This window comes from Chitinibacter fontanus, assembly GCF_013423785.1.
Classification (GTDB): domain Bacteria; phylum Pseudomonadota; class Gammaproteobacteria; order Burkholderiales; family Chitinibacteraceae; genus Chitinibacter; species Chitinibacter fontanus.
The window spans coordinates 2,535,237-2,562,007 of record NZ_CP058952.1 but is presented as its reverse complement, the minus strand read 5'-3'; the positions used below and the strand labels follow the sequence as shown (position 1 = coordinate 2,562,007).

Genomic DNA, 26,771 nt, shown 5'->3' with positions numbered 1-26,771 from the left:
CGCTAAGTAATTATCCCAATGTGTAGTAAATTTTTTTCGACTACAATTTATTGTGCATCGCAATAATTGTTGCAATGCAAAATTTTCCTGCTTCAATAAAAACAGCTAGTTATTCTTGATTCGCCCGCTTTGAGAGATCACAGGGAGTATGCCATGAGTACCGCAACTGAACGCATCGCCGCACTTGAGCTTGATTGGAAAACCAACCCCCGCTGGGCAGGAGTTAAACGCCCGTATTCAGCAGCCGACGTTGAACGTCTACGTGGTAATTTATTGCAGGAATATACGATAGCGAAACATGGCGCGAATAAGCTGTGGAAACTCATGCATGAGCAATCTTATGTGCATGCTTTGGGCGCACTCACTGGTAATCAGGCAATGCAGCAAGTGAAAGCTGGCTTAAAAGCCATTTACCTCTCTGGCTGGCAAGTGGCGGCAGATGCCAATTTGGCGGGTGAAATGTACCCCGATCAATCGCTGTACCCGGCCAACTCCGTGCCGCAAGTTGTGCGCCGCATTAATAATACGCTGGCACGCGCTGACCAGATTCATCACGCCGAAGGCGACGATAGCATTGACTGGTTTGCACCAATCGTGGCCGATGCCGAAGCGGGCTTCGGTGGCGTTCTGAATGCGTTCGAGTTAATGAAAGCCATGATTGAAGCAGGTGCCGCTGGCGTGCACTTTGAAGACCAGCTCGCTTCGGTCAAGAAATGCGGCCACATGGGCGGCAAAGTATTAGTGCCAACGCGCGAAGCCGTGGAAAAACTGGTTGCAGCCCGTTTGGCGGCTGATGTGATGGGCGTGCCGACTATTATCGTCGCCCGCACCGATGCGGAAGCCGCCGATTTACTGACCAGTGATGTCGATGACAATGACAAAGCATTTTGCACTGGCGAGCGTACTGTGGAAGGTTTCTACAAGACGTATCCCGGTCTAGAGCAAGCTATCTCTCGCGGCCTGGCCTATGCCCCCTATGCTGATCTGGTGTGGTGTGAAACCGGTAAGCCCGATCTGGAATATGCACGCAAATTTGCCGAAGCGATTCACGCAAAATTCCCCGGTAAAATGCTGGCCTACAATTGTTCGCCATCATTCAACTGGAAGAAAAATTTGGATGATGCAACCATCGCCAAATTCCAGAAAGAGCTCGGCGCACTCGGCTACAAATTCCAGTTCATTACCTTAGCTGGTTTCCACGCCCTGAACTACGGTATGTTCAATCTGGCACATGGCTACGCACGCGAAGGCATGACCGCCTTTGTCGAGCTGCAACAGGCCGAATTTGCGGCGGCAGATCGTGGCTTTACTGCAGTGAAACATCAGCGCGAAGTCGGAACCGGCTACTTTGATCAGATTACACAAGTGATCCAACAAGGCCAGTCATCGACCACCGCGCTCAAAGGCTCTACCGAAGCCGAGCAGTTCCACTGATCAAGCGAGGGGGCAGCGCTTATGCTGCGATACCCTTCCCTGTTTTGTTAGCGAAAAATACACAGCCTAGCCCTGCTAGGCTGCAGGTACATGAAGGGAGCACACGATATGTCAACGACATTGGCAGGTATCCGCGTCAAAGGCCATATCAGCGCCGAGTTCGGGAAGATACTCTCCCCTGATGCACTCGCCTTTCTGGCAGAGCTACACCGATTATTCGAGCCGCGCCGCCGTGAATTAATGGCTGCCCGCCTAGCTCGACAAGTGTTGCTCGATCAAGGCGTCAAACCCGACTTTCTGCCGACGACGGCACACATTCGTCACGGCGAATGGAAAATCAGCACGCTACCAGAAGATTTGCAAGATCGCCGCGTCGAAATCACTGGCCCAGTTGAGCGCAAAATGATGATCAATGCGCTTAATTCAGGCGCCAAATCATTTATGGCCGATTTTGAAGATTCCAATACCCCGACCTGGGAAAACCAGATCGAGGGGCAAATTAACGTCTACGATGCCTATCGCCGCACGATTAGCTACACCAGCCCGGAAGGTAAAGAATACGCACTCAATAAAGAAATTGCCACGCTACTTACTCGCCCGCGTGGCTGGCACTTGATGGAAAAACACGTCGAAGTCGACGGCGAAATCATGTCTGGTTCGTTGTTTGATTTCGGCTTAGTGGTGTTTCACAACCTACAATATCGGCTTAGCCTCGGAAGCTCCTGCTACTTTTATCTGCCTAAAATGGAATCACATCTGGAAGCGCGCTTGTGGAATGATGTGTTCACGTGGGCCGAGGCCGAGCTGAAAGCACCGCATGGCTGCATCAAAGGCACAGTGCTGATTGAGACGATTCTGGCAGCCTTTGAGATGGATGAAATCCTGTACGAATTGCGCGAGCATTCTGCCGGATTGAACGCTGGGCGCTGGGATTATATCTTTAGCTGCATCAAAAAATTCCGCAGCAACGATGATTTCTGTTTGGCTGATCGCGGCAAAATCACCATGACAGTGCCATTTATGCGCGCCTATTCATTATTGCTACTCAAAACATGCCACCAGCGCGGAGCTCCGGCAATGGGCGGTATGTCGGCCTATATCCCCGTCAAAACTGACCCCGAAGCGAACGAGCGAGCCATGGCGCAAGTCCGTGCCGACAAAGAACGTGATGCCGGCGATGGCTATGATGGCGGCTGGGTGGCACACCCTGGTCTAGTACCTATTGCCAAGGCAGCTTGGGATTCTGTTTTAGGGCTATACCCCAATCAAATTCATAAGCAAAGGCTGGATGTGCAAGTTATGGCTAGTGATTTATTAGATTTCCAGCCGGAAGCGCCCATCACCGAAGTGGGTGTGCGCGGCAATATTTCAGTCGGGGTGCAATATCTGGCCTCATGGCTGGCTGGCATGGGGTGCGTTCCCATCCATAACCTGATGGAAGACGCCGCCACCGCCGAAATTAGCCGCTCGCAAATCTGGCAATGGATACGCTCGCACAAAGGCGTGCTCGACGATGGTCGCAAAGTAACCCGCGAACTTTTTGAGCAATTACTGGCAGAAGAAGTGGCAAAGATCGAGCAGCAAGGGCGTTATAGCGCAACGCTGAAAGAAGCCGCCCGCATGTTTGAGCAAATCACCACCAGTGATGACTTTGTCGAGTTCTTAACCTTACCGGGCTATCATCGACTGGCATGAGATTAAATAACTTCATTAAAAAACCGCAGGGCAAAGCTCTGCGGTTTTTTGTTCGATGTAACGCTTAATTATGACCAAATGTGCCTAACATTTTGTCCAACCATTTTGATGCCGTTAACCGTTGAGACATCGTCCCTTTGTAGAGCATTTCTTCTAATAACTTGAAGGCTTCTTTGCGCTGCCCCGCATCAATCAATTGCGCCACTTCCTGTAAAGCGGGATCGTCAGATTTAAAGCTGAGTTTTGGATCACGCTGCAAAGTGGAAAATAAGTTAGGAGCTGGTTTAATCTCCAGATCATCCACACTTTGCACTGCATCAATCTGAATTTCATCATCACCATTAAGCGAACGCAGCTCAATGGCCTCTTCCACAGCATGCTCATCCTGCGAGGCCACATCACTCTGACTGTAATAAATCAGCTCAGGTTCAGATTCGACTGGCTCTAGTTCAATATCTGGTTTACCTGCCAATTCCTCCGCCAGCAATGCATCAGTGTCATCGAGCATTTGACCCGGCATATCCAAACCAGCACCAGCGTGCAAAGCAGAAGCAAAAGCTAAGTCATCCTGATTATTCGTAAAGCCCACATCAAGCGCGGCGCCCGATTCTGCCTGACTCTCGATCGATTGATACAATGGGTTGGCTGGATCAATAGTTCGACCTAGTTCCTGCACATTTTGCCACAGGCCATCACTGGCAAATTGCAAACGGAAAGCCACTGCTTTTTCTTGAAATGCCTCAGGCATATTATTGCGCTGAAAGATTTCAAACAGTTTCATCCACAAGGCAAGCGCTGCTGGCATTTGCGCGATTTCATGATTGAGTAGATTAATAGCTTGCGGAACCAAACCGTGATCTAGTAATAGTTGTGCCTCTTCCGTTACATTGCCCGGCGAAACCACATCCATGTCAGAGTTATGCCAATCCTCATTACTGTGTTCACGATGAATCGGGGTACCAATTTCATTGCTGTCTAAGCCACCGAGAGTCACCCCTTGACCACGAATGTGAGGCTCAACTCCGGTGCGGGTACCCGCACTCAGATAGGCCGTAGATGGTGAAATAACGGTGTACAGCTCATCTTGCGAAGGCTCACTCTGCCAACGCCGCCAAGCCAAAAAGCCAATCGGAATCAGCAAAAAACCCAGCAAAGGCCAAAAGTCTAGCCAGCTTCGTTGGCTTTCTAACTGTGTACTACCATCATCATTAGCTGCAGCGGGGCCTGATTGCGTACGAGCCAGCTTTTTCTCCAGCTCGTTAATCTGGTATTTAAGCTGCAACATTTGGGCAGCCTGATCATCAGATTCGAGCGAGAGCAAACGCTCACGCAATTGCAGTGCCTGATCAGGTGTCAGCGTATTATTTTTTGAGGTATCTAAGGTAGCTTCAGACAGACGTAAACGAAATTCACCTGCCCCGCTAGATTCAGGCTGCGAGGACGACTCTGGTTTCGTTACTGGCAAGTCGGGAAGTTCGGCACCTAGAGTTAAACGCGGCAGTGCCTCTAGGTTTTTGGGGGCTACCGGTAAACGATCAACCCGTGCTATTGGCGCAGGAGCGACTTTCTCTGTTTTGCTAGCTGGCATGGGTAACAAAATACGCCAATCACCACCTAATTTAGCATTGGTATTCTGCGGCAAATCTGGGTTGATATCATAAATGGCCTCGACCATGGCCTGCTGCCGAGTTTTATCCCCCGGATAATAGCTGGCAGCGATGCGGGCTACTGAATCTCCCTCTTCGCTTAACCAAACCGTACCTAAGGCAGGTAATTTGCGGCGAGTCGAGCCACCTTTGCTTGCAACGGCTCCATTTGTAGCGGGCAAGACAATATTGGGCCTATATTCTGGTGGATCGAGCAAGATTCGATAATCACGCTGAAATACCCGCTCCTCTTCACCCGGGCACTTCACACGAATTCCAAGTGTAACTACGGGCTCATTAGCGGCTTCATCACCCTTAACAAGCAAGCGACCACCACCGACTTCATACTGATAAGTTAGTCGGGCACGACGCAACACTCCATTCGCATTCTCATCCTGCGGGGACACTAGGCGAAAACAATTGGCAGACAAATCCTCGTCTTCAGCCGCAGCCACGGTAATGGAGGCACTAAAACGCTCCCCCAACGCGGATCGCACCTGAATTTCCCCCAGCATCGCGGCGCTGGCAACACCAAAGCAGCCAGCACCAGCGAGGGCGAGCAAGAGCGAGCTGAGTTTGAAATTAAACGAAGGAGTTATTTTCATAAACAAAATGCTGCTTCGACCTTGCACCTAGACAATATCCAAATGATCGAGCCCAGCCAGTACATCCCGTTTTTTTGCATCCGCACTATTGAGCTTAATTTGCAGACGCAAATCATTTACCGAGTCAGCATTGCGTAAAGCATCTTCATAGGTAATTCGATCTTGCTCGAACAAATCAAACAAGGATTGGTCAAAAGTTTGCATCCCTAATTCACGCGATTTTTTCATGATTTCTTTGATTTCATGAACTTCGCCTTTGAAAATCAGCTCAGAAATCAGCGGCGAATTGAGCATCACCTCAACGGCTGCCACTCGCCCCTTACCCGAGGCATGAGGCACCAAGCGCTGTGAGACAAAAGCTTTCAAGTTTAAGGATAAGTCCATCAACAACTGCTGCCGACGCTCTTCCGGGAAGAAGTTGATAATCCGGTCCAGCGCCTGATTGGATGAGTTTGCATGCAAGGTAGCCATACATAAATGGCCCGTTTCAGCAAAGGCAATCGCATAATCCATCGTTTCACGGTCGCGAATCTCACCAATCAAAATCACATCGGGCGCTTGGCGCAAAGTATTCTTCAGCGCTGCCATCCATGAATCAGTATCCACCCCGACTTCACGTTGCGTGATAATCGAATTTTTATGTTCGTGCACATATTCAATTGGGTCTTCAATCGTAATGATATGGTCGTATGCATTTTCGTTACGATGGCCAATCATGGCTGCCAGCGAGGTCGATTTACCCGAACCGGTACCGCCTACGAAAATCACCAAGCCACGCTTGGTCATAGCAATGTCTTCCAGTACAGGGGGCAAATTTAACTCGGCCAGCTTCGGGATTTCCGAGTTGATGGTTCGCAACACCATACCCACGCGGCCCTGTTGCATAAATGCATTCACCCGGAAGCGCCCCATATTGCCCGGACTAATGGCAAAGTTACATTCTTTATTAGCTTCAAAGTCTTCCGATTGACGATCATTCATAATCGCCCGCGCCAACTCTTTGGTATGTTGTGCCGTCAATAATTGGTTGGACACAGGCGTCACACGCCCATCAATTTTCATTGCTGGTGGAAAATCCACCGTAATAAATAAATCCGAAGCATTCTTTCCACGCATATGGCGCAGTAAATCATGCATAAACTTCGCGGCTTGTTCTTTTTCCATTCTTCAACCTTCCTGCTAGCGGCTTAACCTTTGAAGTTATCCGGAATTGCGGCTTTATTGCGCGCCTCGGCTACAGACACAATATTGCGTTGCACTAGATTTTGCAGACATTGGTCCAGCGTTTGCATCCCATGCGCTGACCCTGTCTGAATCGCCGAGTACATTTGGGCAATTTTATTTTCCCGAATCAGGTTTCGAATTGCAGGGATGCCAATCATGATTTCATGCGCAGCCACCCGACCGGTGCCATCTTTGGTTTTCAGTAGCGTCTGTGAAATTACCGCGCGTAAAGACTCCGACAACATTGCACGCACCATTTCTTTTTCTGCGGCAGGGAATACGTCCACTACCCGGTCAATGGTTTTGGCTGCGGAACTTGTGTGCAGTGTACCGAATACCAAGTGCCCCGTTTCAGCAGCGGTCAATGCTAAGCGAATCGTTTCCAGATCGCGCATCTCACCCACCAGAATAACGTCTGGGTCTTCCCGCAATGCACTGCGCAGCGCATTGGAGAAAGATAAGGTATGTGGCCCGACTTCACGCTGATTCACCAAGCATTTTTTAGACTGGTGTACAAATTCGATCGGGTCTTCCACGGTCAGAATATGACCATATTCATTGTCGTTGATGAAGTTAATCATCGCCGCCAAAGTAGTCGATTTACCTGAACCTGTTGGCCCGGTAACCAGAACCAAACCACGTGGGTTCATGGCGATATCCTGAAACACACGCGGACAGCCTAGTTCTTCCAAGGTCAGAACTTTTGATGGAATCGTCCGAAAAACCGCACCAGCCCCTCGGTTTTGCACAAAAGCATTCACCCGGAACCGCGCCAGATTAGGGATTTCGAAAGAGAAATCGCACTCTAGGGTGTCCTCGTACACTTTGCGCTGACCATCATTCATGATGTCATACACCATGTCATGGACATCTTTATGATCCATTGCAGGCAAGTTAATGCGACGTACATCACCATGAACGCGAATCATCGGTGGCAATCCTGCCGACAGATGCAAATCGGATGCCTTATTCTTGACCGAAAACGCTAAGAGTTCCGAGATTTCCATTTATAATTCTTCCTCTCATTCACGAATCAGGTCTGCGGCGCCGTCATTGGCGGGTTCGTGAGCATCCTGACAAAGATCTGTTCATTATGGCAACGTTATTTGAAGCATGGCAAGGCGTACAAGGCAGGATAGACGCTGCATGCACAGCCTGTGCAAGAAATCCGGCAGAAATCAGCTTACTGGCAGTGAGTAAAACGTTCCCTGCATCAGCAGTAAGAGAATTATACATGTTGGGGCAACGTCACTTTGGCGAGAATTATGCCCAAGAATTAAGTCAGAAATATGCTGAGCTGGCAGACTGCACCGAGCTGCACTGGCACTTCATTGGCCCCTTGCAGAGTAATAAAACCAAACAAGTTGCCGAATGTGCTGACTGGGTACATGCAATTGACCGCAGCAAAATTGCCGAGCGCCTCAATCAACAACGCCCGGAACATTTGCCCTTACTCAATGTCTGCCTTCAGGTAAATGTCTCTGGTGAAGAGAGTAAGTCTGGGGTATCACCAGCGCAATTATTCGAGCTAGCCGCCGCAGTCACACAGCTACCTCGGCTAAAGCTGCGCGGCCTAATGTGCATCCCTGAGGCAACGGATGATGAAGTAAAGCTCGCCAAACAGTTTCAATTACTGAAACAATGTCAGGCTAAGCTGATTCAAGCAGGTTTTACCATGGACACCTTATCAATGGGCATGTCCGCAGATTTAGAATTAGCCATCGCAAATGGCTCAACTTTGGTTCGTGTGGGCAGTGCTATTTTTGGCGCCCGCCACTATTCACAGCAGGAAAAGCAATGATCATTACCTTTATCGGTGGCGGCAATATGGCCACAGCCATGATTGGTGGCATGCTGGCACAAGGTTTTAGCGGCAATGAAATTCACGTGGTCGAGCCTGATGCAGCCAAACGCCAAGCGCTTACCCAACAATACGGTATCGGTACATCCGCACCTAGCGAAGCGCTTCCCGCCAGTACAGCCATTTTATTTGCCGTTAAGCCCCAACAATTCAAAGCCGTCACCGCCGAGGTGCTACCGCAACTGGGCAATGCACTCGTCATCTCGATTGCCGCGGGTATTCGCATCGATACCCTATCTAAGTTTCTGGCTGGACATCAGAGAATCATTCGTGTGATGCCCAATACCCCCGCCTTAGTGCAAGCGGGCATTTCCGGCGTATTCGCTAATGAATCGGTGACCGCTGAAGATCGTGCGCTAACACAACGCATCCTCGCATCGATCGGCGAACAAGTATGGGTTGAAGACGAAGCGCAGATCGATGGCATTACAGCCATTTCTGGCAGTGGCCCCGCTTATATTTTCTATTTTATGGAAGCACTGCAAGCGGCCGCACGAGCCCAGGGTTTTGCTCCCGATGTGGCTCATCAACTGGCTTACCAGACCTTCGCCGGCGCCGTAAAGCTCGCCCTCAGTAGCGAGGATGATGCTGGCACGCTGCAGCAAAAAGTCACCTCAAAAGGCGGCACCACCGAACGTGCGATCAAGGCACTGGAGACCAGTCAGGTACGCTCGACAATTATTGCGGCCGCATCGGCAGCAGCGGCTCGTTCGCGTGAGCTGGGTGAAGAACTGGGCCGTGACATTGAGCCGTAATCAATTGAGTAGCAAACCTTTGAGAGGTGGCGCATGTTAACCAGCGTTCTGGATTTCCTAATCCGCAATTTGCTTGAATTTCTGATTTTGTTGCTACTGGCGCGGTTTTATTTACAAGCCGCCAAGGTATCTTTTCGACATCCACTCGGGCAGTTTGTATTAGCACTCACCAATTGGCTGGTTTTACCGGTACGCAAACTGATCCCGCCATTCAAAAGCTACGATAGTACTAGCTTGCTATTGGCATGGATCACCGCGCTGGGCATGCACTCACTGCTACTGGCCATTACCCCTTGGCCGTTTGATTTTTCTTCTGGTGCGTCGATGGTCGCTTTAGCACTCACGGCAACGCTGGAATTAATCAAAATGTCTTTATATTTATTGTTTGCCGCTGTTATTGGGCAAGCAGTAATGAGCTGGATCGCGCCCTACAATCCATTGATGCCCACACTAACCGGGCTGACTGCACCATTTTTGCGGCCGATTCAAAAGATTATCCCCCCAATTGGCGGGGTAGATATTTCACCATTGTTATTGATTTTGCTGATTCAATTGATACTCGGGGTGGTCATTGCTCAGTTAGAACCCATCATTTTGCAAAGCGTCAAAGTGATTGGCTAGCGCATGAGCGCATGGTTTAGCATCGCAGGGGATGAGATAACACTGCGCTTGCATATTCAACCCGGTGCCAAAAAAACCGAATGCGCGGGGCTGTATGGTGATGCGCTCAAAATTCGCCTCGCAGCCCCACCGGTGGATGGCAAGGCCAATCAAAATCTTATTGTCTGGCTAGCCGATTTTTTTGGCGTACCACAACGGCAGGTGAAAATAAAAAGCGGCGAAACCAATCGCCGCAAAGTCATCACCGTAACTGGCAGTACCGTATTGCCTGCCACACTGCTAATTTGCTAAGTTACTGGCCTATACGCTGCTGGGTATGATCAGTGCCGTGCTCTGCGGCTGGGTCAACACGGCGATACTCGCCATCAATAACGCCATCTTGCGGCGGCATACCGCCCGTCGAACCGACTGTTGGTGCTGACTTTCCCCATGGCAGGAGTAAAATCACCGCAATCACATCACCGATCAAGCCCGGAATGATCAATAGCACAGCTGCAATATAATAACGGGCAACGCTAAACAAACTATGCAAGCCCAAACGTCCCGTGCGAATATCATTCATTAATGTTAAGCCAATACCCAGCCGTTGATGCCGCAGCATCAACAGGCCAAGGCCAAAGCTGCAGAGCACATATAGCAAAGTGGCAAATGTACCGATCGTGCCTGATAACCAAACCAGTGACATGATCTCGAGAAACGGATATGCCAATAAACTGGCAAAAACTAAATACGGCATGAATACTCCTCAACAAGCGCTCGTAGTATGGTGCAATTGCCCCGATGAAACCAGTGCCGCTAAGCTGGCACAAGGGATTATTACCGCTCGGCTAGCTGCTTGTGTGAACCAAATGGGCGCGGTAAAGTCTACTTACCACTGGAATGATGGAATCGAAACGGCAACGGAAGTTCCTTTGCAGATCAAAACCAGCCAAGCTGCCTACCCTGCACTTGAGGCATGGCTGTTGGCAAATCATCCTTATGATGTACCCGAAATAATTGCGCTGCCGATTTTGCTTGGCGCGCCCAGTTACCTGCAATGGATTGCGCAGGAAACACGCAATTTTGAACAAGGCCAGACCGAATGATGTCGCGTTGTATTACTTGCTTGCTCATGTGCTTTTTTTCAATGCTGGCATGGGCAAATCAGGATTTTTTACCACCAGACCAAGCCTTCAAGCCTACGCTGGTGCAAATTGATGATAATACAATCGAGGCACGCTTTACGATTGCGCCTGGCTATTACCTGTACCGAGATCGTATATCAGCGACAGCAACCGGGCTAACGCTCAACACCCAGATGCCCAGCGGAGAAATAAAAAACGATCCAAGCTTCGGTAAGGTCGCCGTATTTCATAACCAGTTAATTGTTCGTTTAAGCAGCTCACAACCGATTGCCAAACAACAGGCGATTACCTTGAAGTTTCAGGGCTGTGCCGAAGCGGGCATTTGTTACCCCCCGCAAACGCAAACCCTGAAGATAGGGGAAAGCAAAAGCCCGGCGCTTAAACAACTTTTTGGCAGTTCAAGCAACCCAACCACCCCCGACCAGCAGTTTTTCGGGGGTAGTTTTTTTGGTACCCTCGGTATCTTTTTTATTGCCGGCATTGGTCTTGCCCTCACGGCCTGCATGTATCCATTGATCCCAATTGTCTCGGGCATCGTGATCGGACAGCAAGCTGCCAAACGCTGGCATGCGTTCAGCCTAACCTTGGTGTATGTACAAGGAATGGCCATTTCCTACACAATCATTGGGGTCGCAGCCGCCGCAACCGGTACGCTTTTAGTCGTCGCGCTGCAGCAACCTTGGGTAATTGCGTTGTTTGCGCTGTTCTTCGTGGCCATGGCTTTATCCATGTTTGGTTTGTTTAATGTGCAACTACCTAATTCATTGCAAAGCAAGTTAAATGAAGCAAGCATGAAATTGCCGGGTGGAAAATGGACTTCGGTCTTAGTTATGGGCTTATTGTCCGCCTTGATTATCGGCCCCTGCATTGCTCCGCCGTTGGCGGCTGCCTTGGCCTATATTGGCCAGACCGGCGATTTAATATTGGGTGGAGCGGCACTCTATAGCATGGCGCTGGGCTTGGGATTGCCGCTATTGGCGATTGGCGCTTTTGGCTCGACCGTGCTACCACGCCTATCCGGTCGGATCATGAAAGCAGTGAAAATTGTTTTTGGAGTGGTATTGCTCGCTATGGCAATCTGGGTTTCGCGTCCACTATGGGAACCCTACCTGGGTATGCAAGCAGAGCATGCCTTGCAATTTAAAACGGTTCGCAGTACCAGTGAACTGGATGCGGCCTTAATACAAGCCAAAGGCCGCCCAGTAATGATCGATTTTTACGCCGACTGGTGCGTAAGCTGTATTGAGTTTGAACGTGAAACACTAAGCCAGCAGCCAGTGCAAGCGGCACTGAGCCAATACCAGTTAATTCGAGTCGATGTAACTGACAATAATGCAGCTTCTGCTGCGCTATTGGCCAGATACCAGCTCTATGGGCCACCTGCACTGATTTTTTACACGCCAAGTGGTCAGGAAATCCAACAGCGAGTCATCGGCTTTCAAGCGGCAAAACCATTTTTAGCAACGCTAGCAGCTCATAAAGCCCTGATCTGCGCCAATCAAGTTTGCTAATTTGGCCCACATAGGACCTTACCTTATGAAAAAATGGCTACTTATCCTTGCCTTGTGCTCAACAGCCGCTAGCACGTGGGCTGCAGATCCATTCTGGGCTCAGAGTTTTCCGGATCTGACGGGTAAGGCGCAAGCAACTAAGCAATGGCAAGGCAAAATGCTGATCGTCAATTATTGGGCAACCTGGTGTGGTCCATGTCGGATTGAAATGCCGGAAATGGTTGCGCTACAAAAACAATATGCTAGCAAAGTGCAATTTATTGGCATTGCAATTGACGAACCTAGCCCCACCAGCCAATTTGTCAAACAAATTGGCGTCAATTACCCGATCCTAATTGGCAGTAATAGCGCAATGGATTTAATGCGCAGCCAGGGCAATAATTTGGGGGGATTACCCTTCACCGTATTCTTTGATGCCAAAGGCAAACTGGTGGGGAAACACATAGGAAAAATCAGCAAGGCCGAGCTCGACGCGCAGATAAAAAAATACGCCCCTTAGGGCGTATTTTTTAAATGCCACAATGCACGAAGTTGAAAGCTAAAAGCCACAGAACACATCGCGCATCATCGCCACCACCACCAGTGTGCGAATATCACCCACGCGGTAGTAAACCCGATTTGCATCCTTGCGAGTCCGCAACACACCCTTCTCGCGCATCAAAGCTAAATGCTGTGAAATATTCGACTGTGTGGTACCAACTCGTTCCACAATATCTTGTACGCTCACCTCTTGATCAGCCAAAACACATAAGATTTTCAGGCGTAAAGGGTGAGACATTGCTTTCATCGCCCGTGACGCTTGGTCGATGTGCTCATCATCCATCTCTTCAATTGATTCAATCATATTGATTTCTTTTATTTATTTTTTGGCTGTAGGCTTGAGCCGAATCAGCATTATGCCAAATTGCGACGATCTAACATCAGCTTGAGTTAGAATACTAACCGTGTTTGAAATCTATTCGCAACCGCAGACTGCAAATATTTTTAGGCAGCTCACCGCGAATCACCATAGGACTTTGTCATGCCACAACAAATCACTCCCGTACTACTTTTAATTCTTGACGGCTTTGGCTACCGCACCGGTGGCGATGACAATGCCATTTTGCATGCTCGCAAACATCATTTTGACCGCTTATTTAGCCAATATCCATTTACTACCATTAATGCTTCTGAACAATTCGTTGGGCTGCCAGCGGGTCAGTTTGGCAACTCAGAAGTGGGCCACCTGAACATTGGCGCAGGCCGTATTGTGCAACAGGATATTAGCCGGATTGACTGTGATGTGGCCGATAAAACGATTGGTGAAAACCCCATTTTCAAGCAAGCGATCGACGGCGTAAAAGCAAATGGCAAAGCGCTGCACATCATGGGCTTAATGTCCGATGGTGGCGTGCATTGCCATGAAAACCACGTATTTGGTTTAATCGAAGCTGCAGCAAAAGCAGGTGTCAGCGACATCCGTGTCCATGCCTTCCTCGATGGTCGTGATACGCCACCGCGCAGCGCTGAGCTCTACCTGCAACGCCTGCAAACTGTGTGTGATGCAAATCATGCGAAAATCGTCGGCATTGTGGGTCGTTACTGGGCCATGGATCGTGACACTCGCTGGGAGCGCGTTGAGCCAGCGTACAAACTGATCGTTGACGGTGTTGGCCTGTATGCCGCTGCAACGGCACTTGATGGCTTGAAAGACGCTTACGCGCGTGACGAGAACGATGAGTTTGTCTCAGCCACTGTGATCGGTACACCAACCCGCATGGAAGATGGCGATGCAGTCATCTTTATGAATTTCCGCGCCGACCGCGCACGCCAATTGACTACCGCGCTAACAGCGGCTGATTTTAATGGCTTTGAGCACCCACAACGTCAGCCGAAATTTGGCTACTTCTGCACCGCAACCGACTACGGTTCAGCCTACAGCCATCCAGTGGCCTACACCAAAGCAAAAGTGAAAAACGGCTTTGGTGAATACATCGCTGGCTTGGGTCTAAAACAACTGCGGATTGCCGAAACTGAAAAATACCCGCACGTAACCTATTTCTTGTCGGGCGGTGAAGAAAAAGAATTCGCTGGTGAAGATCGTATCTTGGTGCCATCGCCAAAAGTAGCGACCTATGATCTAAAGCCAGAAATGTCTGCGGCTGAAGTGACCGAAAAAATGATTGAGGCTATCAATAGCAAGCAATACGCCGCGATCATTTGTAACTACGCCAATGGCGATATGGTGGGCCATAGCGGTATTTTTGATGCCGCAGTCAAAGCAGTTGAAGCACTCGACGAATGCGTCGGCAAAGTGGTTGCCGCACAATTGGCTATCGGCGGTGAAGTCTTGATCACAGCCGACCACGGCAATTGTGAAATGATGTTCGATAAAAACTCTGGCCAACCACACACTCAACACACTACTGACTTGGTGCCATTCTGCTATATCGGCCGCCCAGCCCGCCTCTCACCTGGTGGGGCACTCAAAGATATCGCGCCATCGTTACTGGCGATGATGGGTTTAAACCAGCCAGCAGAAATGACCGGACAATCGCTGATCAATTTTCTGTAAATAGTATGAATTGGGTTTAGTGAATGCAGCGAATCAAGTAGAGTTATGCCATCTAACCGTATTTCGAGTTAATGCTGTGCATGTACGTCTACTTGTTTCGCTGATTATCACCAGCTTCAGCGCTGCCCATCCCGCACTCGCAGCCCCGGCTGCGAGTAAAGCGGTCAGTGTCAACGTGAAAGAAAAAGAAGCCAAACAAGCAGAGCTCAAAGATCTGCGTGGCCAAATCCAGCAATTACAGAAAGACCTTTCCGCCAACGAATCATCACGCAGTGAAGCGGCAGACGCACTAAAAGACTCAGAGCAATCCATTTCCGAAGCTAATCGGGTGCTTAGCGAACTCGCGCATGAGCGAGCCTTGACAGCCAACGAATTGGCCAAACTGGAAGCCGATATTGCGCGTACCCGCGTCAATATTCGCGCCAGCCAAAACCGCTTAGCCGCATTACTCAAAAATCGCTATAAATTAGGGCAACTCGAAGCGTGGCGCCTGCTCCTTAATCAGAAAGACCCCAACCAAGTCTCGCGAGACTTAACCTACTACAAACATCTCGCGCGTTCGCAACAACTACTGGCCACGCAGCTTGAAACACAGCTCAGTGAGCTCAATCAACTGTCAGAAGAAATCCAGCAAAAAAATGCTGAATTACAAGAAATTGCCCGCAATAAACAACGGCAGCGGGAACAATTAGTAAGCGAACAGCAAGAGAAAAAAGCGGTAGTTACCCAGCTTTCCAAAGAAATTGCGTCTCAGCGTAATCAAATTCAGAAGCTAGCGGCAGATGAGAAGCGTTTAACCCAACTCACTGAGCGACTTAATGCGCTGATCAAAAAACAGGAAGCAGAACAAGCACGCCAACTCGAACTGCAACGACAAGCAGCCAAAAAACGTGCCGAGCAACAAGCGAAAGCCAAAGCAGAACGAGCCGCCCGCCAAGCCAAGCTGGAGCAGCAGGCCAAAGCGGCTGGCCGGCCAGCTCCAACGGCCGAGCCTGAGCCAAAAGAGGAAGCCCCTAGTGTCAATAACAAGCTACCAGATCCCGCATTGGCAGGTGCCAATTTTGCATCACTGAAAGGCAAACTAAGCTTACCTGTTAAAGGCACTATTAGCGGCAAATTTGGTGCACCACGCGGTGAAGGTGGCACTTGGAAGGGTGTAATGATTCAGGCCAACAATGGCCAATCAGTGCATGCCATTGCCAGTGGCCGTGTTGTATTTGCCGATTGGTTACGCGGATTTGGTAACCTGATGATCATTGATCATGGAGGCGGCTATATGAGCCTGTATGGCGCCAATGAAAGCGTTCTCAAACGTGTTGGTGATAACGTCAAGCCAGGCGATGTGATTGCCACTGTCGGCAATAGCGGTGGCATGGCAGAATCTGGCGTATACTTTGAAATCAGACAGAATAGTCGCCCACTCGACCCCTTGCAGTGGGCCAAATAACAAGCACAAACAGGAAAACTCTGGATGTCCAACAAGCCTTACAGCCGCTGGCAAAAAATTAGTCTCTTGGCTGCAGGCGCCGGTCTCGGCGCCGTACTGAGTCTGTCATTTAATGCCACAGCGGACAAAGAAGCCAGCAGCAACCCGCTCCCCATTGATGAATTGCGCGCTTTTTCAACCGTTTTTGGTTTAATCAAGCAAAGTTACGTCGAGCCTGTTGAAGATAAAAAACTCATCAATGAAGCAATCAAAGGCATGGTTTCAGGCCTTGATCCTCATTCGAGCTATCTGGATGAAAACGATTTCAAAGATCTAAAAGCCAACACACAGGGTGAGTTCGGCGGCTTGGGGCTTGAAGTCAATATGGAAGATGGTCTGGTTCGAATTGTATCCCCGATCGAAGACACCCCTGCTTATCGCGCCGGCATCAAAACTGGCGACTACATCGTTAAAATTGACGACCTTCAGGTACAAGGCATTTCCCTGAATGAGGCCGTGTCTAAAATGCGCGGCAAAGCAGGCACGTCGGTCACCTTAACCATTTTGCGCAAAGGTGAATCAAAGCCCTTAGTACTGACACTAAAACGAGCCATCATCAAAACACAAAGTGTGAAATCTAAGCTCGCAGAGCCTGGTTATGGCTACATTCGTATCACACAGTTCCAAGAAAAAACCACCGAAAGTCTGGCTCAGGCTATCGATGCCTTGTACAAAGAAAACAAAGCGCCCCTGAAGGGTTTGGTGCTCGATTTACGCAATGACCCAGGTGGCTTGCTCGATGGTGCAGTAGGTGTTTCTGCCGCATTTTTGCCTAAAGATGCACTCGTGGTCTACACCGAAGGCCGCACTGCTGACGCGAAAATCAAATTAACTGCTAGCCCACAGTATTACCAGCGGGACTCAGGCAAAGATTACTTCAAAGCCACCCCTAAAGACGTGAAATCAGTACCGTTAGTGGTGCTGGTCAATGGTGGCTCTGCATCGGCATCTGAGATTGTCGCTGGGGCATTGCAAGACCATAAACGTGCACTGGTTGTCGGCACCCAAACTTTTGGTAAGGGCTCGGTACAAACCATTCTGCCAATTGATGCGAAAAGTGCTTTGAAATTAACTACAGCCCGCTATTTCACACCGAATGGTCGTTCGATTCAGGCTAAAGGCATTACGCCAGATATCATCGCTGAAGAAGCAACACTCAACGGTAAAGAAGATACTGGCCTACGCTTGCGGGAAGCCGATCTGGGACGTCACCTTGATAATCCGACTGACAAAGATGCGGGCAAAGCAACTCCAAGCCCTAGCGAAGCACCTAAAGTCACCAGCAAACCGAGTGTGAAAGCAGCAAGTACCGCCGAAAGCGAAGAAAATCCTCGCGAATTGGCATCCAAATCCGACTATCAATTGCAGCAAGCGTTGAATGTATTGAAAGTTCAGCAACTACTACTCAACAAACCGGCTACAAAATAAACGCCTAAGCTGATTGAGCTAATAAATACCCCTCAGTTGGAAACATCCACTGAGGGGTATTTCTTTGAAGCTCAGATTGAATAACACCTGCAAGGAAATACCCCATCACCACATCAGCTAACCATCCGAGCGATTTTTTTCTAGCTACAAATATCCGAAAGCAGCTGCATAAAACCCGAAAAAGGTTTAATCTAAAACTACGATAAGACTTATCGAAGGGGCTGCCATGAAACCACATCATGACGATATCAAGCATCGCGATATTGTATTTAGTGCGCTACCACTCGAGCAGGCGAGCCAAGCGGCGCGACTACTCAATCGGATCCCCGGCGTGGAAAGCCAAGTTTTTGCCAGCCAAAACCGCATTGCGGTGCAATATCATATTGATCAGCACACGCTGTTAGAACTAGAAACACGGCTGCAAGAAGCGGGCTTTCATCTGGATAACAGCATCATGCAGAAAATTAAACGTGCGCTGGTGCATTATTGCGAAGAAGTCCACTACGACAACCGCACTATCCCAGAGCACAATATCAAAAGCCGCGACGTTTATGTCCGTGTCTGGGAAAACCACCCGCATGGCGATCACGACGATACACCTGAAGAGTTACGGCGCTATCTTTAAGCAATCACCAGATACCCTATAGCCTTGATATGGCTTAAGCCAAGCACAGCCCTGATTGTTATAATCAGGGCTTCTACTTTTGTAGTGGCCCTCGCATCATGACAGCTTGCCCAACCCGCAGTGCCCATATCGAACTGGATGACGCAAAATTATTGCGTTATAGCCGCCATATTTTGCTGGATGAACTGGGCATCGAAGGGCAAGAAAAAATCAGTGCCGCGCATGTACTCATTGTTGGCGCAGGAGGCCTCGGCTCTCCCCTGTCGCTGTATCTGGCCAGCGCGGGCATCGGCACCTTAACCATCATTGATGACGATGAAGTTGATCTGACTAATTTACAACGTCAGATCGTCCATACCCAAGCACGCGTAGGCAGTAATAAGGCTGAATCGGCCAAAGCAACCTTGAGCGCACTCAATCCTGATATCACGATTAATGCCATTGGCGAGCGCGCCAACGATGCTCGCCTGCTCGATCTCATGCAAGCGGCCGATGTCGTTGTCGATTGTTGCGACAATTTTGAAACTCGCCATGCAGTCAATCGTGCGAGTGTACTGGCCCAAAAGCCTTTGGTTTCCGGTGCAGCGGTGCGATTTGATGGCCAAATCACCACCTTCGATCCTCGACAGCATGGAGCGCCGTGCTATCACTGTTTATTTGGCGATGAAGGCGAAGCGAACGATAGCCCCTGCGCAACCTTCGGCGTTTTTGCACCACTCGTGGGCATTATTGGTGCCGCGCAGGCTGCGGAGACATTGAAAGTGATTACCGGATGTGGCGACATTTTATTGGGTCGCTTACAGCTTTATGATGCGCGCAGTGCACGTTGGCGCGAAATGCGGTACAAAAAAGACCCCGCTTGCCCGGTGTGTAGCAAACAGGCGCAGGCATGAACGACAAACATCGGCGCCCTTCAATGCAGGATGTGGCCAATTTAGTCGGCACATCCAAAATGACCATCAGCCGTTATTTGCGCGCTCCGGAGCTAGTTGCGCCTGCCACGGCAGCACGTATTGCCGAAGTAATGACACAACTAGGCTACATTCCTAGCCGTGTTCCCGAAATGCTGGCTAACGATCGTAGCCGCGCCATCGGCGTATTACTTCCATCGATGTCCAATCAAGTATTTGCAGCCGTCGCGCAAGGTATTGAAGAGGTTACCCTACCATCAGGTTATCACGTGATGTACGGGCATTACGGCTACGACGCCGAACGCGAAGCCGAGCAGATTGAACAATTGTTGTCATTTCATATCGATGGGCTAATTTTGGCCGAATCGTTACACACCGAGCGGGCACTAAAAATGCTGGCTGTTGCGGCGATTCCGGTGGTTGAAATCATGGATTTACCCGCTACGCCGATTGATCAGGCGGTAGGCTTGGACCACACTGCAGCCGCCGCCGCAATGGTGAACGCGATGTTGGCGCGTGGCAAACGGCAGATTGTGTATCTCGCAGCCCGGCTTGATCATCGAACCCGCATGCGTGAAATCGGCTATCGGCAAGCGATGAGTGCTGCAGGCTTAAGCAGCCATGTAATCCACACCAATGCCCCTTCCACTTTCAGCCTAGGGGGCGAGCTATTAAAGCAAGCACAAGCGCAAGTGCCACAATTGGATGGCGTGTTTTGCACCAATGACGATATTGCCGCAGGTGCGCTGCTCGCGGCCCAAGCCCAAGGTTTAGCCGTACCAGCCAAGATCAGTATTGCAGGTTTTAACCATCTCGATATTGGACTCGCCCTGCAACCCCAGTTGGCCAGCGTGATTACCCCGCGCCACGAAATTGGCCGATGCGCTGCATTACGTTTGATCGCCCGCATAAACGGTGAAACATTTACCACCCCAAGCCAAGACCTTGGGTTTGAGTTATTTTTGGGCAGCAGTATTTAAGTTCATCTCACCCAACAGATATACCCAATACGGTATGTCGCTATAAACATTCACTGAATTAATCTTAAACAATATACCTCTAAATTTAAATTCTCAGACTAAACCCCAGCATAATCCCAAGCTGATTTAAATCAAAAATGTAGCAAAAGTGATTGCCACTACAAAGTAAAATGGCGCAAAATGTTACGCATAACATGTTACCTGTAACATTTCGAATGGAGTCGAATATGCAAGCAGCAAAATCTAAAATTTATGTCCTGATGGGCGTCTCGGGCTGCGGCAAATCCGCAGTAGCTACACATTTGGCACAGGCGCTGAATGCAGCGCTACTCGATGGCGATTTTCTTCATCCGCGCGCCAATATCGAAAAAATGGCATCCGGGCAGCCACTCAATGATGATGACCGTGCACCGTGGCTAGCCGCACTCAACGATGCCGCTTTTGCCATGCAACGCACCAATTCGGTCTCGCTGATTGTGTGCTCTGCGCTTAAAAAAGCCTACCGTGATCGACTACGTCTCGGTAATCCGAATCTATCGTTTTTATTTTTAGATGGTGAATATGATCTAATCGCCGAGCGTTTGCGCGCTCGACAAGGGCATTTTCAAAAAGCGGGCATGCTCGACTCGCAGTTTGCAACGCTTGAGCGCCCTGATGCCAGCGAAATAGATGTTGTACGGATTGATATTTCGCGGCCATTGCCCGAAGTCGTCGCTGCAGCCAAAGTAGCTATTGAGTCGGAGGAGTAAGCGCATGGATACCTTTACACTCATTTTCACCGCGCTAGGCTCGGTACTATTGCTACTGTTCTTGGTGATGAAAGCGCGGCTGCATGCTTTTGTTGCGCTGATGTTGGTGTCGATTGGCGCGGGGATTTTCTCTGGCATGCCAGTCGATAAAATCGCCGACACGATGCAAAAAGGGATGGGCGGAACGCTGGGCTTTTTGGCCATCGTCGTCGCCCTCGGGGCCATGTTTGGCAAAATCCTGCATGAAACCGGCGCACTCGACCAGATCGCTGTGAAATTACTGGAAAAATTCGGCCATAGCCGCGCCAATTATGCGCTAGGGATTGCCGGTCTGATTTGTACCCTACCTCTATTTTTTGATGTGGCGATTGTGCTGCTGATCGGCGTCGTATTTGCAGTTGCCCGTCGTACCGGTGGCAATGTGATCAAACTTGCGATTCCACTATTTGCCGGTGTCGCCGCCTCGGCCGCATTTTTATTACCCGGCCCTACCGCGATGCTACTCGCCTCACAGATGAAAGCGGACTTTGGCTGGATGATTGTGCTCGGTTTAGCCGCGGCCATCCCCGGCATGCTGCTAGCTGGCCCGATCTTTGGCAATTTTATTAGCAAGCACGTCACCCTCGCCTTGCCAGCCGATGTGAGTGAGCCGAGTTTAGGTAAGGGTCAGATGCCGTCATTTGGCTTCAGTATCTGCCTAGTGCTCTTTCCACTGCTGCTGGTTGGTCTGAAAACCATCGTGGCACGTTTTGTGGATAACGAGAGCGCGCTATACCCATGGTTGCAATTGATTGGTCACCCATTCACGGCCATTTTGGCAGCCTGCTTGTTAGCGATTTATGGTCTGGCCTTACGGCGTGGCATGAGCCGTGAGAAAGTGATGGAAGTCTGCAGCGCAGCCATCCAACCCGCCGGGATTATTTTGTTGGTTACAGGGGCTGGCGGGGTCTTCAAGCAAGTATTAGTCGATTCCGGCGTCGGCCCTGCGCTGGGCAATGCATTGATTGGTGCAGGTTTGCCTATTGCACTGGCTTGCTTTGTACTGGCGGCTGCGGTGCGGGTAATTCAAGGCTCGGCGACGGTAGCTTGCTTAACCACCGTAGGTTTGGTGCTGCCGGTGGTTGAACTGGCTGGCTACTCAGGCGCGCAGCTAGCTGCATTGTCGATTTGCATTGCCGGCGGCTCAATTGTGCTCAGTCACGTCAACGACTCAGGCTTTTGGCTATTCGGTAAATTTACCGGCGCCAACGAGGCGCAAACGCTAAAAACCTGGTCTGTGATGGAAACCATTCTCGGCACAACAGGGGCTGGCGTCGGCATGCTGGCATTTAGCTTGATGTAAATTGCACGCCATTAAAAAACGCCAGTCCTAACTGGCGTTTTTTATAGATTGCTTACCACGACCGCTTAAAAAAGTTCGATCTCACCATCGCTAATAGCGGGCGTAGCGAGGCGGACATTACCGGCTAATTCAATCGCTTCGCTGATTGAGACCCCTTTCAAAATCGCATCAAACAGCATTTTTTCCTGCTCCATCGTGTATTGCGAGCGGATGCGTTCCTGCAATTTAAGCCATTCATTCGGGATGAATAGTGCCTGGCGATCTGAAACCAATTCAGCCAGTGCGCTGACCGTGCCACAGACATGATCCAAGCGCTGCGATAGCCGATCAAAAAATTGAAACGCCATCACGGATTTGATGTTTTGTTCATTCATTTCCGCCACTCGGGTTTCAATATTTAATTCTGCCGGTAATTGCTGCCCCACTTCCAATAAGGCTTCTTTTAAAGCCTCAATATGACTGGCCGTCGCCGAAAAAGAATTGGCCAGCGTATTCAATGAAATACTACTGTCTTCCATAGCATGCCGAATTTGCGCGACCACAATACCCAACATCAGGATGGTTTCCTGCACCTGACTCCAGTTAAGATCAGGGTTGAGCGCCGCAGAGCCACCTTTAGGAATATCCACCATCATCACCGCCTTGCAATCCGATGAGTTATTTATAGAACTCAAAGTTCAAACATGCTAACGCTGGATGTCAACTAACTCTGGGTTTGCAGTATTAATTGCTGGGATATCTGGGAATCAGCTTGCAGCTGCCAAGTTTGTATCGTATCGCTAGCCACAGCAAGTAAGCTATTGTCATCCAACTGCCAAATTTGCACCTGCCAGCTACTGGCATCATCGACGACTAAACGCCACAGCCCTTCACTAGCTATCAATTGAAAGCGAGACAAGCCACCGACAATCCCGGTTCCTTGCGCCTTGAGTAGTGCTTCCTTGGCAACCCACAGCATATAAAACTGCTTGATTTGTTCTGGTGACGGCAAACTTAGTAGCATTTGCACTTCTGCAGCAGAAAAGTAATTTTTGGCAATCGCTAGCAGGTTTTTTCGTGGCCGAATTGTTTCAATATCTACCCCTACGCGCCCTATACCCAGTGCTGCAGCAGCCCACAGCTGAGTATGGCTCCAGGACAAACCATCTGCTGCTAACCAATTTACCGCTTGGGGGCGTCCGCTGGGCTGAGTGCATAAATTAGCTTGTACCCCCATCTGCTGCAATAAATCAATGGCCAAATAGCGGGCGGCACTAAATTGTAAGGCACGCTCTGGATGCGCTATTTGCAATAACCGAGCACGCTGTGCCTGATCCAGATAAAGGTCAATGGCAGGTAATGTCGTACTAGGCGGCAGCGACATGACACGCAAACTAGCCATTGCTTGCACTCCTTTAGCCATAAAAAAAGCGACCGCATGGTCGCTTTTCATTCAGCCCGATTAGCTTAAACCGAGAATGAAGATCCGCAGCCGCAAGTTGATTGCGCATTGGGGTTTTTGATCGTGAATTGAGAGCCTTCCAAGCTTTCTACATAATCAATTTCTGCACCAACCAAATACTGATAGCTCATTGGGTCTACCAGTAAAGTAACTCCGTTTTTAGTGATCGGCGTGTCGTCTTCATTCACAATTTCGTCAAAGGTAAAACCATACTGGAAGCCAGAACAACCGCCGCCAGTCACAAATACGCGCAGTTTCAGATCTGGGTTGCCTTCCTCGGCGATCAGCTCGCTCACCTTTGCTGCTGCATTGTCGGTGAAAATAAACGGCATTGGCATGTCGGTCTCGGTGGTCATTACAGCTCCGAAATTAATAGTTGACTAAAACACTATGGATTATCCGCTTCTGCAGCAGCAAGGTCAATCGACAGCTTGCCCGGCGCAGACAAATTTACGCTTTTTTTGGCTCAGTACGCGGCACATCTGCGGGAGAAACTTCTTCACGCTTCCCATTATGAACATGCACGAGGTGGCCCTCGATAACAGCGCCTGGGTGCATTTCCAGCGTTTTGTACGCCAGATCACCAACAATACGCGATTTTGCTTGCAGTTCTACATAATGACTTACTTCAATCGGGCCACGGATCTCACCATTCAAAATCAAGTGGCTGCATTGCACTTTACCTTCGATACGGGCTTTTTCACTAATCACCAAGGTACCGTTTTTTTCATCAGCCATGCTCACATTACCGAGAATAACGCCATCTACGCGCAAGCCACCAGCAAATTGCACATCGCCGGTTAAAGTAGTGCCATGCCCAATCAGGCTATCAATTTTGGTGCTGCCTTTTTTCTTGCTAAACATACTGTCTCCTTAGATTTTTTTCTGGCAACTGGCCTGTACTTGATTACCCTGTTCACCAAAGAACTGCACATCCATAAGCAAATTACTTGCTCCAGCAGGTGGTGCCAACTCACCTTCCAACTTGGCATAGTGCTTGGCTTTGACGGGGATTAGCGGATCAATACCGAGGCTAATTCTTCCCTTCTTACCCGCCTCTACAAATTGCAAATTCACTTGCAGCCGTCCCAAGAGCTCATCCGTGCGATTCATTCCTTGCACCAGCAACAAGCGATAGCGATATTTTCCAGGCTCAAGCAATTGCAGATCACAGGCCACAAAATTGGCAATGCGAGAGCGATCATTACTCTGCAGCAAGGATTCAAAAAAAGACACTGTCTCGCGCATCGCCGATATATCCTGCTGCGCCTGATTTTGTTGGCGCACCAGAGTATCGCGTTCTGACTTTAAAATGGTCACTTGCTGCGCCAACAACGCAGCATGCGCACTCAATGAGGCAATCTGTGCTTGTGATTTCTGCGCTGCCGAATATTGCTCAGATTGAACGAGGGCCTGAGAGGCAAGCAACTGCCGCTGCCCCTGCCAGTATCCCACTACAAGCATTGATAACAATAGCATAGCAAGCAATACCCACCGAATCAGCTTGCGGCGCCAGGTATCCTGCGGACGAAGAGCCAAAGGGGCGGCAGTCAGCCGCGCCCGATGGGCTCGATATAAACGCTTAATGGGCATGCCGGATTACGGCAACAAAGGCACAACATCCAGACCGTGTTGCTCTGGCAAACCGAACATCAGATTCATTACCTGCACCGACTGGCCAGAAGCGCCCTTCACCAAATTGTCTTCCACCACCAAAATCACCAGTAAATCTCCATTACCTGGGCGGTGAACAGCAATCCGCGCAGTATTGCTACCGCGTACTGAACGCGTTTCTGGGCATGAGCCAGCCGGCATTACATCGACAAAGACTTCGTTAGCAAAACGCTCTTCAAATAGTTTCTGAATGTCGGTATTTTTGCCTTCTTCGGTCAAACGTGCATAAATTGTTGAGTGAATACCACGAATCATCGGCGTCAAATGTGGAACAAAGGTCAGCTGCACCGGCGCACCGTGGATCTCACTCAAGCCTTGCATGATTTCAGGCGAATGGCGATGGCCTTTTACGCCATACGCTTTGAAGTTGTCTGCACTTTCGGCAAATAGCGTACCCACTTCGGCTTTGCGGCCAGCGCCCGATACACCCGATTTGCAATCGGCGATCAAACCCGTGGTTTCAATTAGTTTTTTGCCATTTTCCAACAGCGGCAACAAACCCAATTGCACCGATGTTGGATAGCAACCTGCCATGCCGATCAGGCGGGCTTGCTGGATCGCGGCACGATTCACCTCGGGCAAGCCATATACGGCCTCAGCCAGCAGATCGGTACAGCTATGCTCCATCGCATACCATTTGGCAAACTCAGCCGGATCTTTCAAGCGAAAATCGGCGGCCAAGTCGATGACCTTCACACCGGCATCGAGCAATTCACGCGCCTGCGCCATCGCTACGCCGTGGGGGGTGGCAAAGAACACCACGTCGCATTCGGTGAGCTTGGCTTCCTCAGGGGTAGAGAAGGCAATATCGACACGGCCACGCAAGCTAGGGAACATCTCCGCGACTTTCATACCAGCTTCTTTACGCGAAGTAACAGCACGCAGCTCTACATCGGGGTGACGCGACAACAGTCGCAACAATTCAACACCGGTGTATCCCGTACCGCCAACAATCCCTACTTTGATCATGCCTTTATCCTCAGTAAATGTCAGCATGATCATAAATCAAAATGCGCAAGCTAGGCAGATTTAGCCGTAAAAAAGAGCGCTAAATCGCCCTTTGCTATGATGCCAGACAATAAAAAAGCCACCCCGAAGGATGGCT

Annotated in this window: 28 protein-coding genes; 17 read left to right on the top strand and 11 right to left on the bottom strand. The window is 49.8% G+C overall.

Translation table 11 applies throughout. The annotated features are described in order from the left end of the window. The first annotated feature begins 153 nt into the window (after nt 1-153). Nucleotides 154-1,434 carry an isocitrate lyase gene (aceA, locus tag HZU75_RS12225; protein ID WP_180306311.1) on the top strand — a complete coding sequence of 427 codons (1,281 nt, stop codon included), beginning with the start codon at nt 154-156 and terminating at the stop codon, nt 1,432-1,434. Between the two features lie 108 nt (nt 1,435-1,542). Further along, nucleotides 1,543-3,129, top strand: a complete 1,587-nt coding sequence (aceB, locus tag HZU75_RS12220) for a malate synthase A (protein ID WP_180306310.1) — start codon at nt 1,543-1,545, stop codon at nt 3,127-3,129. Between the two features lie 64 nt (nt 3,130-3,193). Here the strand turns inward: aceB and HZU75_RS12215 are convergent, their stop codons facing one another. From HZU75_RS12215 to HZU75_RS12205, 3 genes are read right to left on the bottom strand one after another with little or no spacing between them, the layout of a single operon-like run. After that, nucleotides 3,194-5,380, bottom strand: a complete 2,187-nt coding sequence (locus tag HZU75_RS12215; RefSeq protein WP_180306309.1) for a type IV pilus assembly protein FimV — start codon at nt 5,378-5,380, stop codon at nt 3,194-3,196. Nucleotides 5,381-5,407: 27 nt separating this feature from the next. Next, nucleotides 5,408-6,544, bottom strand: coding sequence for a PilT/PilU family type 4a pilus ATPase (locus tag HZU75_RS12210; protein WP_180306308.1), 1,137 nt, complete (start codon nt 6,542-6,544; stop codon nt 5,408-5,410). 23 nt (nt 6,545-6,567) lie between these two features. Continuing rightward, a complete protein-coding gene (locus HZU75_RS12205; protein WP_180306307.1) occupies nt 6,568-7,611 on the bottom strand; it encodes a type IV pilus twitching motility protein PilT in 1,044 nt (347 codons plus the stop codon). Nucleotides 7,612-7,697: 86 nt separating this feature from the next. Between HZU75_RS12205 and HZU75_RS12200 the strand changes: the two genes are divergently transcribed. Genes HZU75_RS12200 through HZU75_RS12185 form a run of 4 tightly spaced genes read left to right on the top strand, consistent with a single transcriptional unit; the run spans nt 7,698 to nt 10,132 of the window. Beyond that, nucleotides 7,698-8,405 carry a YggS family pyridoxal phosphate-dependent enzyme gene (locus HZU75_RS12200; protein ID WP_180306306.1) on the top strand — a complete coding sequence of 236 codons (708 nt, stop codon included), beginning with the start codon at nt 7,698-7,700 and terminating at the stop codon, nt 8,403-8,405. After that, complete coding sequence (gene proC / locus HZU75_RS12195; RefSeq protein ID WP_180306305.1) at nt 8,402-9,220, top strand: pyrroline-5-carboxylate reductase; 819 nt, start codon at nt 8,402-8,404, stop codon at nt 9,218-9,220. The genes HZU75_RS12200 and proC overlap by 4 nt, the downstream gene beginning before the upstream one ends. Nucleotides 9,221-9,253: 33 nt before the next feature. Further along, entirely contained in the window at nt 9,254-9,841 is a 588-nt protein-coding gene (locus HZU75_RS12190; RefSeq protein ID WP_180306304.1) for a YggT family protein, read from the top strand. A 3-nt stretch (nt 9,842-9,844) separates the two neighbouring features. Continuing rightward, complete coding sequence (locus tag HZU75_RS12185) at nt 9,845-10,132, top strand: DUF167 domain-containing protein (RefSeq protein WP_180306303.1); 288 nt, start codon at nt 9,845-9,847, stop codon at nt 10,130-10,132. Between the two features lies 1 nt (nt 10,133). Here the strand turns inward: HZU75_RS12185 and HZU75_RS12180 are convergent, their stop codons facing one another. Beyond that, the gene (locus HZU75_RS12180) at nt 10,134-10,577 is read right to left on the bottom strand and encodes an FxsA family protein (protein ID WP_180306302.1); all 444 of its coding nucleotides are present in this window, start codon (nt 10,575-10,577) and stop codon (nt 10,134-10,136) included. Here HZU75_RS12180 and cutA point away from each other — a divergent pair. The 3 genes from cutA to HZU75_RS12165 are packed head-to-tail and all read left to right on the top strand — an operon-like array spanning nt 10,576 to nt 12,975. Further along, entirely contained in the window at nt 10,576-10,926 is a 351-nt protein-coding gene (gene cutA, locus HZU75_RS12175; RefSeq protein WP_180306301.1) for a divalent-cation tolerance protein CutA, read from the top strand. The two genes, HZU75_RS12180 and cutA, sit on opposite strands and share 2 nt — an antisense overlap. Beyond that, nucleotides 10,923-12,476, top strand: coding sequence for a protein-disulfide reductase DsbD (gene dsbD, locus HZU75_RS12170; RefSeq protein ID WP_308419414.1), 1,554 nt, complete (start codon nt 10,923-10,925; stop codon nt 12,474-12,476). Before cutA ends, dsbD begins: the two co-directional genes overlap by 4 nt. 25 nt (nt 12,477-12,501) lie before the next feature. Then, the gene (locus HZU75_RS12165; RefSeq protein ID WP_180306299.1) at nt 12,502-12,975 is read left to right on the top strand and encodes a TlpA family protein disulfide reductase; all 474 of its coding nucleotides are present in this window, start codon (nt 12,502-12,504) and stop codon (nt 12,973-12,975) included. A 39-nt stretch (nt 12,976-13,014) separates the two neighbouring features. Here HZU75_RS12165 and HZU75_RS12160 read toward each other — a convergent pair whose 3' ends face one another. Next, nucleotides 13,015-13,320 (bottom strand): ArsR/SmtB family transcription factor, encoded by a 306-nt coding sequence (locus tag HZU75_RS12160; protein WP_228028047.1) that lies wholly within the window; start codon nt 13,318-13,320, stop codon nt 13,015-13,017. A 177-nt stretch (nt 13,321-13,497) separates the two neighbouring features. On the opposite strand from HZU75_RS12160, the gene gpmI reads away from it, so the two are divergent. The 8 genes from gpmI (at nt 13,498) to gntU (ending at nt 22,551) form a co-directional block, all read left to right on the top strand. Beyond that, nucleotides 13,498-15,030: a 2,3-bisphosphoglycerate-independent phosphoglycerate mutase gene (gene gpmI / locus HZU75_RS12155; RefSeq protein WP_180306298.1), complete on the top strand. Its 1,533-nt coding sequence runs from the start codon at nt 13,498-13,500 to the stop codon at nt 15,028-15,030. 19 nt (nt 15,031-15,049) lie between these two features. Next, complete coding sequence (locus HZU75_RS12150; RefSeq protein ID WP_180306297.1) at nt 15,050-16,477, top strand: peptidoglycan DD-metalloendopeptidase family protein; 1,428 nt, start codon at nt 15,050-15,052, stop codon at nt 16,475-16,477. A gap of 24 nt (nt 16,478-16,501) precedes the next feature. Then, nucleotides 16,502-17,944, top strand: a complete 1,443-nt coding sequence (locus HZU75_RS12145; RefSeq protein ID WP_180306296.1) for a S41 family peptidase — start codon at nt 16,502-16,504, stop codon at nt 17,942-17,944. 226 nt (nt 17,945-18,170) lie between these two features. Further along, nucleotides 18,171-18,569 (top strand): hypothetical protein, encoded by a 399-nt coding sequence (locus tag HZU75_RS12140; protein WP_180306295.1) that lies wholly within the window; start codon nt 18,171-18,173, stop codon nt 18,567-18,569. A 98-nt stretch (nt 18,570-18,667) separates the two neighbouring features. Beyond that, complete coding sequence (locus tag HZU75_RS12135) at nt 18,668-19,462, top strand: HesA/MoeB/ThiF family protein (protein WP_228028046.1); 795 nt, start codon at nt 18,668-18,670, stop codon at nt 19,460-19,462. Next, nucleotides 19,459-20,460, top strand: a complete 1,002-nt coding sequence (locus HZU75_RS12130; protein WP_180306294.1) for a substrate-binding domain-containing protein — start codon at nt 19,459-19,461, stop codon at nt 20,458-20,460. The genes HZU75_RS12135 and HZU75_RS12130 overlap by 4 nt, the downstream gene beginning before the upstream one ends. 227 nt (nt 20,461-20,687) lie before the next feature. After that, nucleotides 20,688-21,209 (top strand): gluconokinase, encoded by a 522-nt coding sequence (gene gntK / locus HZU75_RS12125; protein ID WP_180306293.1) that lies wholly within the window; start codon nt 20,688-20,690, stop codon nt 21,207-21,209. 4 nt (nt 21,210-21,213) lie between these two features. Further along, nucleotides 21,214-22,551 carry a gluconate transporter gene (gntU, locus tag HZU75_RS12120; RefSeq protein ID WP_180306292.1) on the top strand — a complete coding sequence of 446 codons (1,338 nt, stop codon included), beginning with the start codon at nt 21,214-21,216 and terminating at the stop codon, nt 22,549-22,551. A 65-nt stretch (nt 22,552-22,616) separates the two neighbouring features. Here gntU and HZU75_RS12115 read toward each other — a convergent pair whose 3' ends face one another. The 6 genes from HZU75_RS12115 to argC form a co-directional block, all read right to left on the bottom strand. Beyond that, on the bottom strand, nt 22,617-23,186 hold the full coding sequence (locus HZU75_RS12115) for a hypothetical protein (RefSeq protein WP_180306291.1): 570 nt from the start codon (nt 23,184-23,186) through the stop codon (nt 22,617-22,619). Nucleotides 23,187-23,254: 68 nt separating this feature from the next. Continuing rightward, nucleotides 23,255-23,932 (bottom strand): 4'-phosphopantetheinyl transferase family protein, encoded by a 678-nt coding sequence (locus tag HZU75_RS12110; RefSeq protein WP_180306290.1) that lies wholly within the window; start codon nt 23,930-23,932, stop codon nt 23,255-23,257. A gap of 65 nt (nt 23,933-23,997) precedes the next feature. Beyond that, entirely contained in the window at nt 23,998-24,348 is a 351-nt protein-coding gene (erpA, locus tag HZU75_RS12105) for an iron-sulfur cluster insertion protein ErpA (RefSeq protein WP_180306289.1), read from the bottom strand. Nucleotides 24,349-24,442: 94 nt separating this feature from the next. After that, complete coding sequence (locus tag HZU75_RS12100; RefSeq protein WP_180306288.1) at nt 24,443-24,856, bottom strand: bactofilin family protein; 414 nt, start codon at nt 24,854-24,856, stop codon at nt 24,443-24,445. Nucleotides 24,857-24,865: 9 nt separating this feature from the next. Beyond that, nucleotides 24,866-25,420, bottom strand: a complete 555-nt coding sequence (locus HZU75_RS12095; RefSeq protein WP_180306287.1) for a DUF6776 family protein — start codon at nt 25,418-25,420, stop codon at nt 24,866-24,868. A gap of 171 nt (nt 25,421-25,591) precedes the next feature. Then, the gene (argC, locus tag HZU75_RS12090) at nt 25,592-26,635 is read right to left on the bottom strand and encodes an N-acetyl-gamma-glutamyl-phosphate reductase (protein ID WP_180308820.1); all 1,044 of its coding nucleotides are present in this window, start codon (nt 26,633-26,635) and stop codon (nt 25,592-25,594) included. Nucleotides 26,636-26,771 lie beyond the last annotated feature (136 nt).

Excerpts from the sequence above, each read along its gene's own strand:
- HZU75_RS12215 (WP_180306309.1), bottom strand. The coding sequence starts at position 5,380 with ATGAAAATAACTCCTTCGTTTAATTTCAAACTCAGCTCGCTCTTGCTC.
- HZU75_RS12210 (WP_180306308.1), bottom strand. The coding sequence starts at position 6,544 with ATGGAAAAAGAACAAGCCGCGAAGTTTATGCATGATTTACTGCGCCAT.
- aceA (WP_180306311.1), top strand. The coding sequence starts at position 154 with ATGAGTACCGCAACTGAACGCATCGCCGCACTTGAGCTTGATTGGAAA.
- HZU75_RS12160 (WP_228028047.1), bottom strand. The coding sequence starts at position 13,320 with ATGATTGAATCAATTGAAGAGATGGATGATGAGCACATCGACCAAGCG.
- HZU75_RS12185 (WP_180306303.1), top strand. The coding sequence starts at position 9,845 with ATGAGCGCATGGTTTAGCATCGCAGGGGATGAGATAACACTGCGCTTG.
- HZU75_RS12145 (WP_180306296.1), top strand. The coding sequence starts at position 16,502 with ATGTCCAACAAGCCTTACAGCCGCTGGCAAAAAATTAGTCTCTTGGCT.
- HZU75_RS12135 (WP_228028046.1), top strand. The coding sequence starts at position 18,668 with ATGACAGCTTGCCCAACCCGCAGTGCCCATATCGAACTGGATGACGCA.
- HZU75_RS12190 (WP_180306304.1), top strand. The coding sequence starts at position 9,254 with ATGTTAACCAGCGTTCTGGATTTCCTAATCCGCAATTTGCTTGAATTT.
- HZU75_RS12130 (WP_180306294.1), top strand. The coding sequence starts at position 19,459 with ATGAACGACAAACATCGGCGCCCTTCAATGCAGGATGTGGCCAATTTA.
- gpmI (WP_180306298.1), top strand. The coding sequence starts at position 13,498 with ATGCCACAACAAATCACTCCCGTACTACTTTTAATTCTTGACGGCTTT.
- proC (WP_180306305.1), top strand. The coding sequence starts at position 8,402 with ATGATCATTACCTTTATCGGTGGCGGCAATATGGCCACAGCCATGATT.
- HZU75_RS12165 (WP_180306299.1), top strand. The coding sequence starts at position 12,502 with ATGAAAAAATGGCTACTTATCCTTGCCTTGTGCTCAACAGCCGCTAGC.
- erpA (WP_180306289.1), bottom strand. The coding sequence starts at position 24,348 with ATGACCACCGAGACCGACATGCCAATGCCGTTTATTTTCACCGACAAT.
- argC (WP_180308820.1), bottom strand. The coding sequence starts at position 26,635 with ATGATCAAAGTAGGGATTGTTGGCGGTACGGGATACACCGGTGTTGAA.
- HZU75_RS12205 (WP_180306307.1), bottom strand. The coding sequence starts at position 7,611 with ATGGAAATCTCGGAACTCTTAGCGTTTTCGGTCAAGAATAAGGCATCC.
- gntU (WP_180306292.1), top strand. The coding sequence starts at position 21,214 with ATGGATACCTTTACACTCATTTTCACCGCGCTAGGCTCGGTACTATTG.
- cutA (WP_180306301.1), top strand. The coding sequence starts at position 10,576 with ATGAATACTCCTCAACAAGCGCTCGTAGTATGGTGCAATTGCCCCGAT.
- HZU75_RS12180 (WP_180306302.1), bottom strand. The coding sequence starts at position 10,577 with ATGCCGTATTTAGTTTTTGCCAGTTTATTGGCATATCCGTTTCTCGAG.
- gntK (WP_180306293.1), top strand. The coding sequence starts at position 20,688 with ATGCAAGCAGCAAAATCTAAAATTTATGTCCTGATGGGCGTCTCGGGC.
- HZU75_RS12100 (WP_180306288.1), bottom strand. The coding sequence starts at position 24,856 with ATGTTTAGCAAGAAAAAAGGCAGCACCAAAATTGATAGCCTGATTGGG.
- HZU75_RS12200 (WP_180306306.1), top strand. The coding sequence starts at position 7,698 with ATGGCAACGTTATTTGAAGCATGGCAAGGCGTACAAGGCAGGATAGAC.
- HZU75_RS12110 (WP_180306290.1), bottom strand. The coding sequence starts at position 23,932 with ATGGCTAGTTTGCGTGTCATGTCGCTGCCGCCTAGTACGACATTACCT.
- aceB (WP_180306310.1), top strand. The coding sequence starts at position 1,543 with ATGTCAACGACATTGGCAGGTATCCGCGTCAAAGGCCATATCAGCGCC.
- HZU75_RS12140 (WP_180306295.1), top strand. The coding sequence starts at position 18,171 with ATGAAACCACATCATGACGATATCAAGCATCGCGATATTGTATTTAGT.
- dsbD (WP_308419414.1), top strand. The coding sequence starts at position 10,923 with ATGATGTCGCGTTGTATTACTTGCTTGCTCATGTGCTTTTTTTCAATG.
- HZU75_RS12115 (WP_180306291.1), bottom strand. The coding sequence starts at position 23,186 with ATGATGGTGGATATTCCTAAAGGTGGCTCTGCGGCGCTCAACCCTGAT.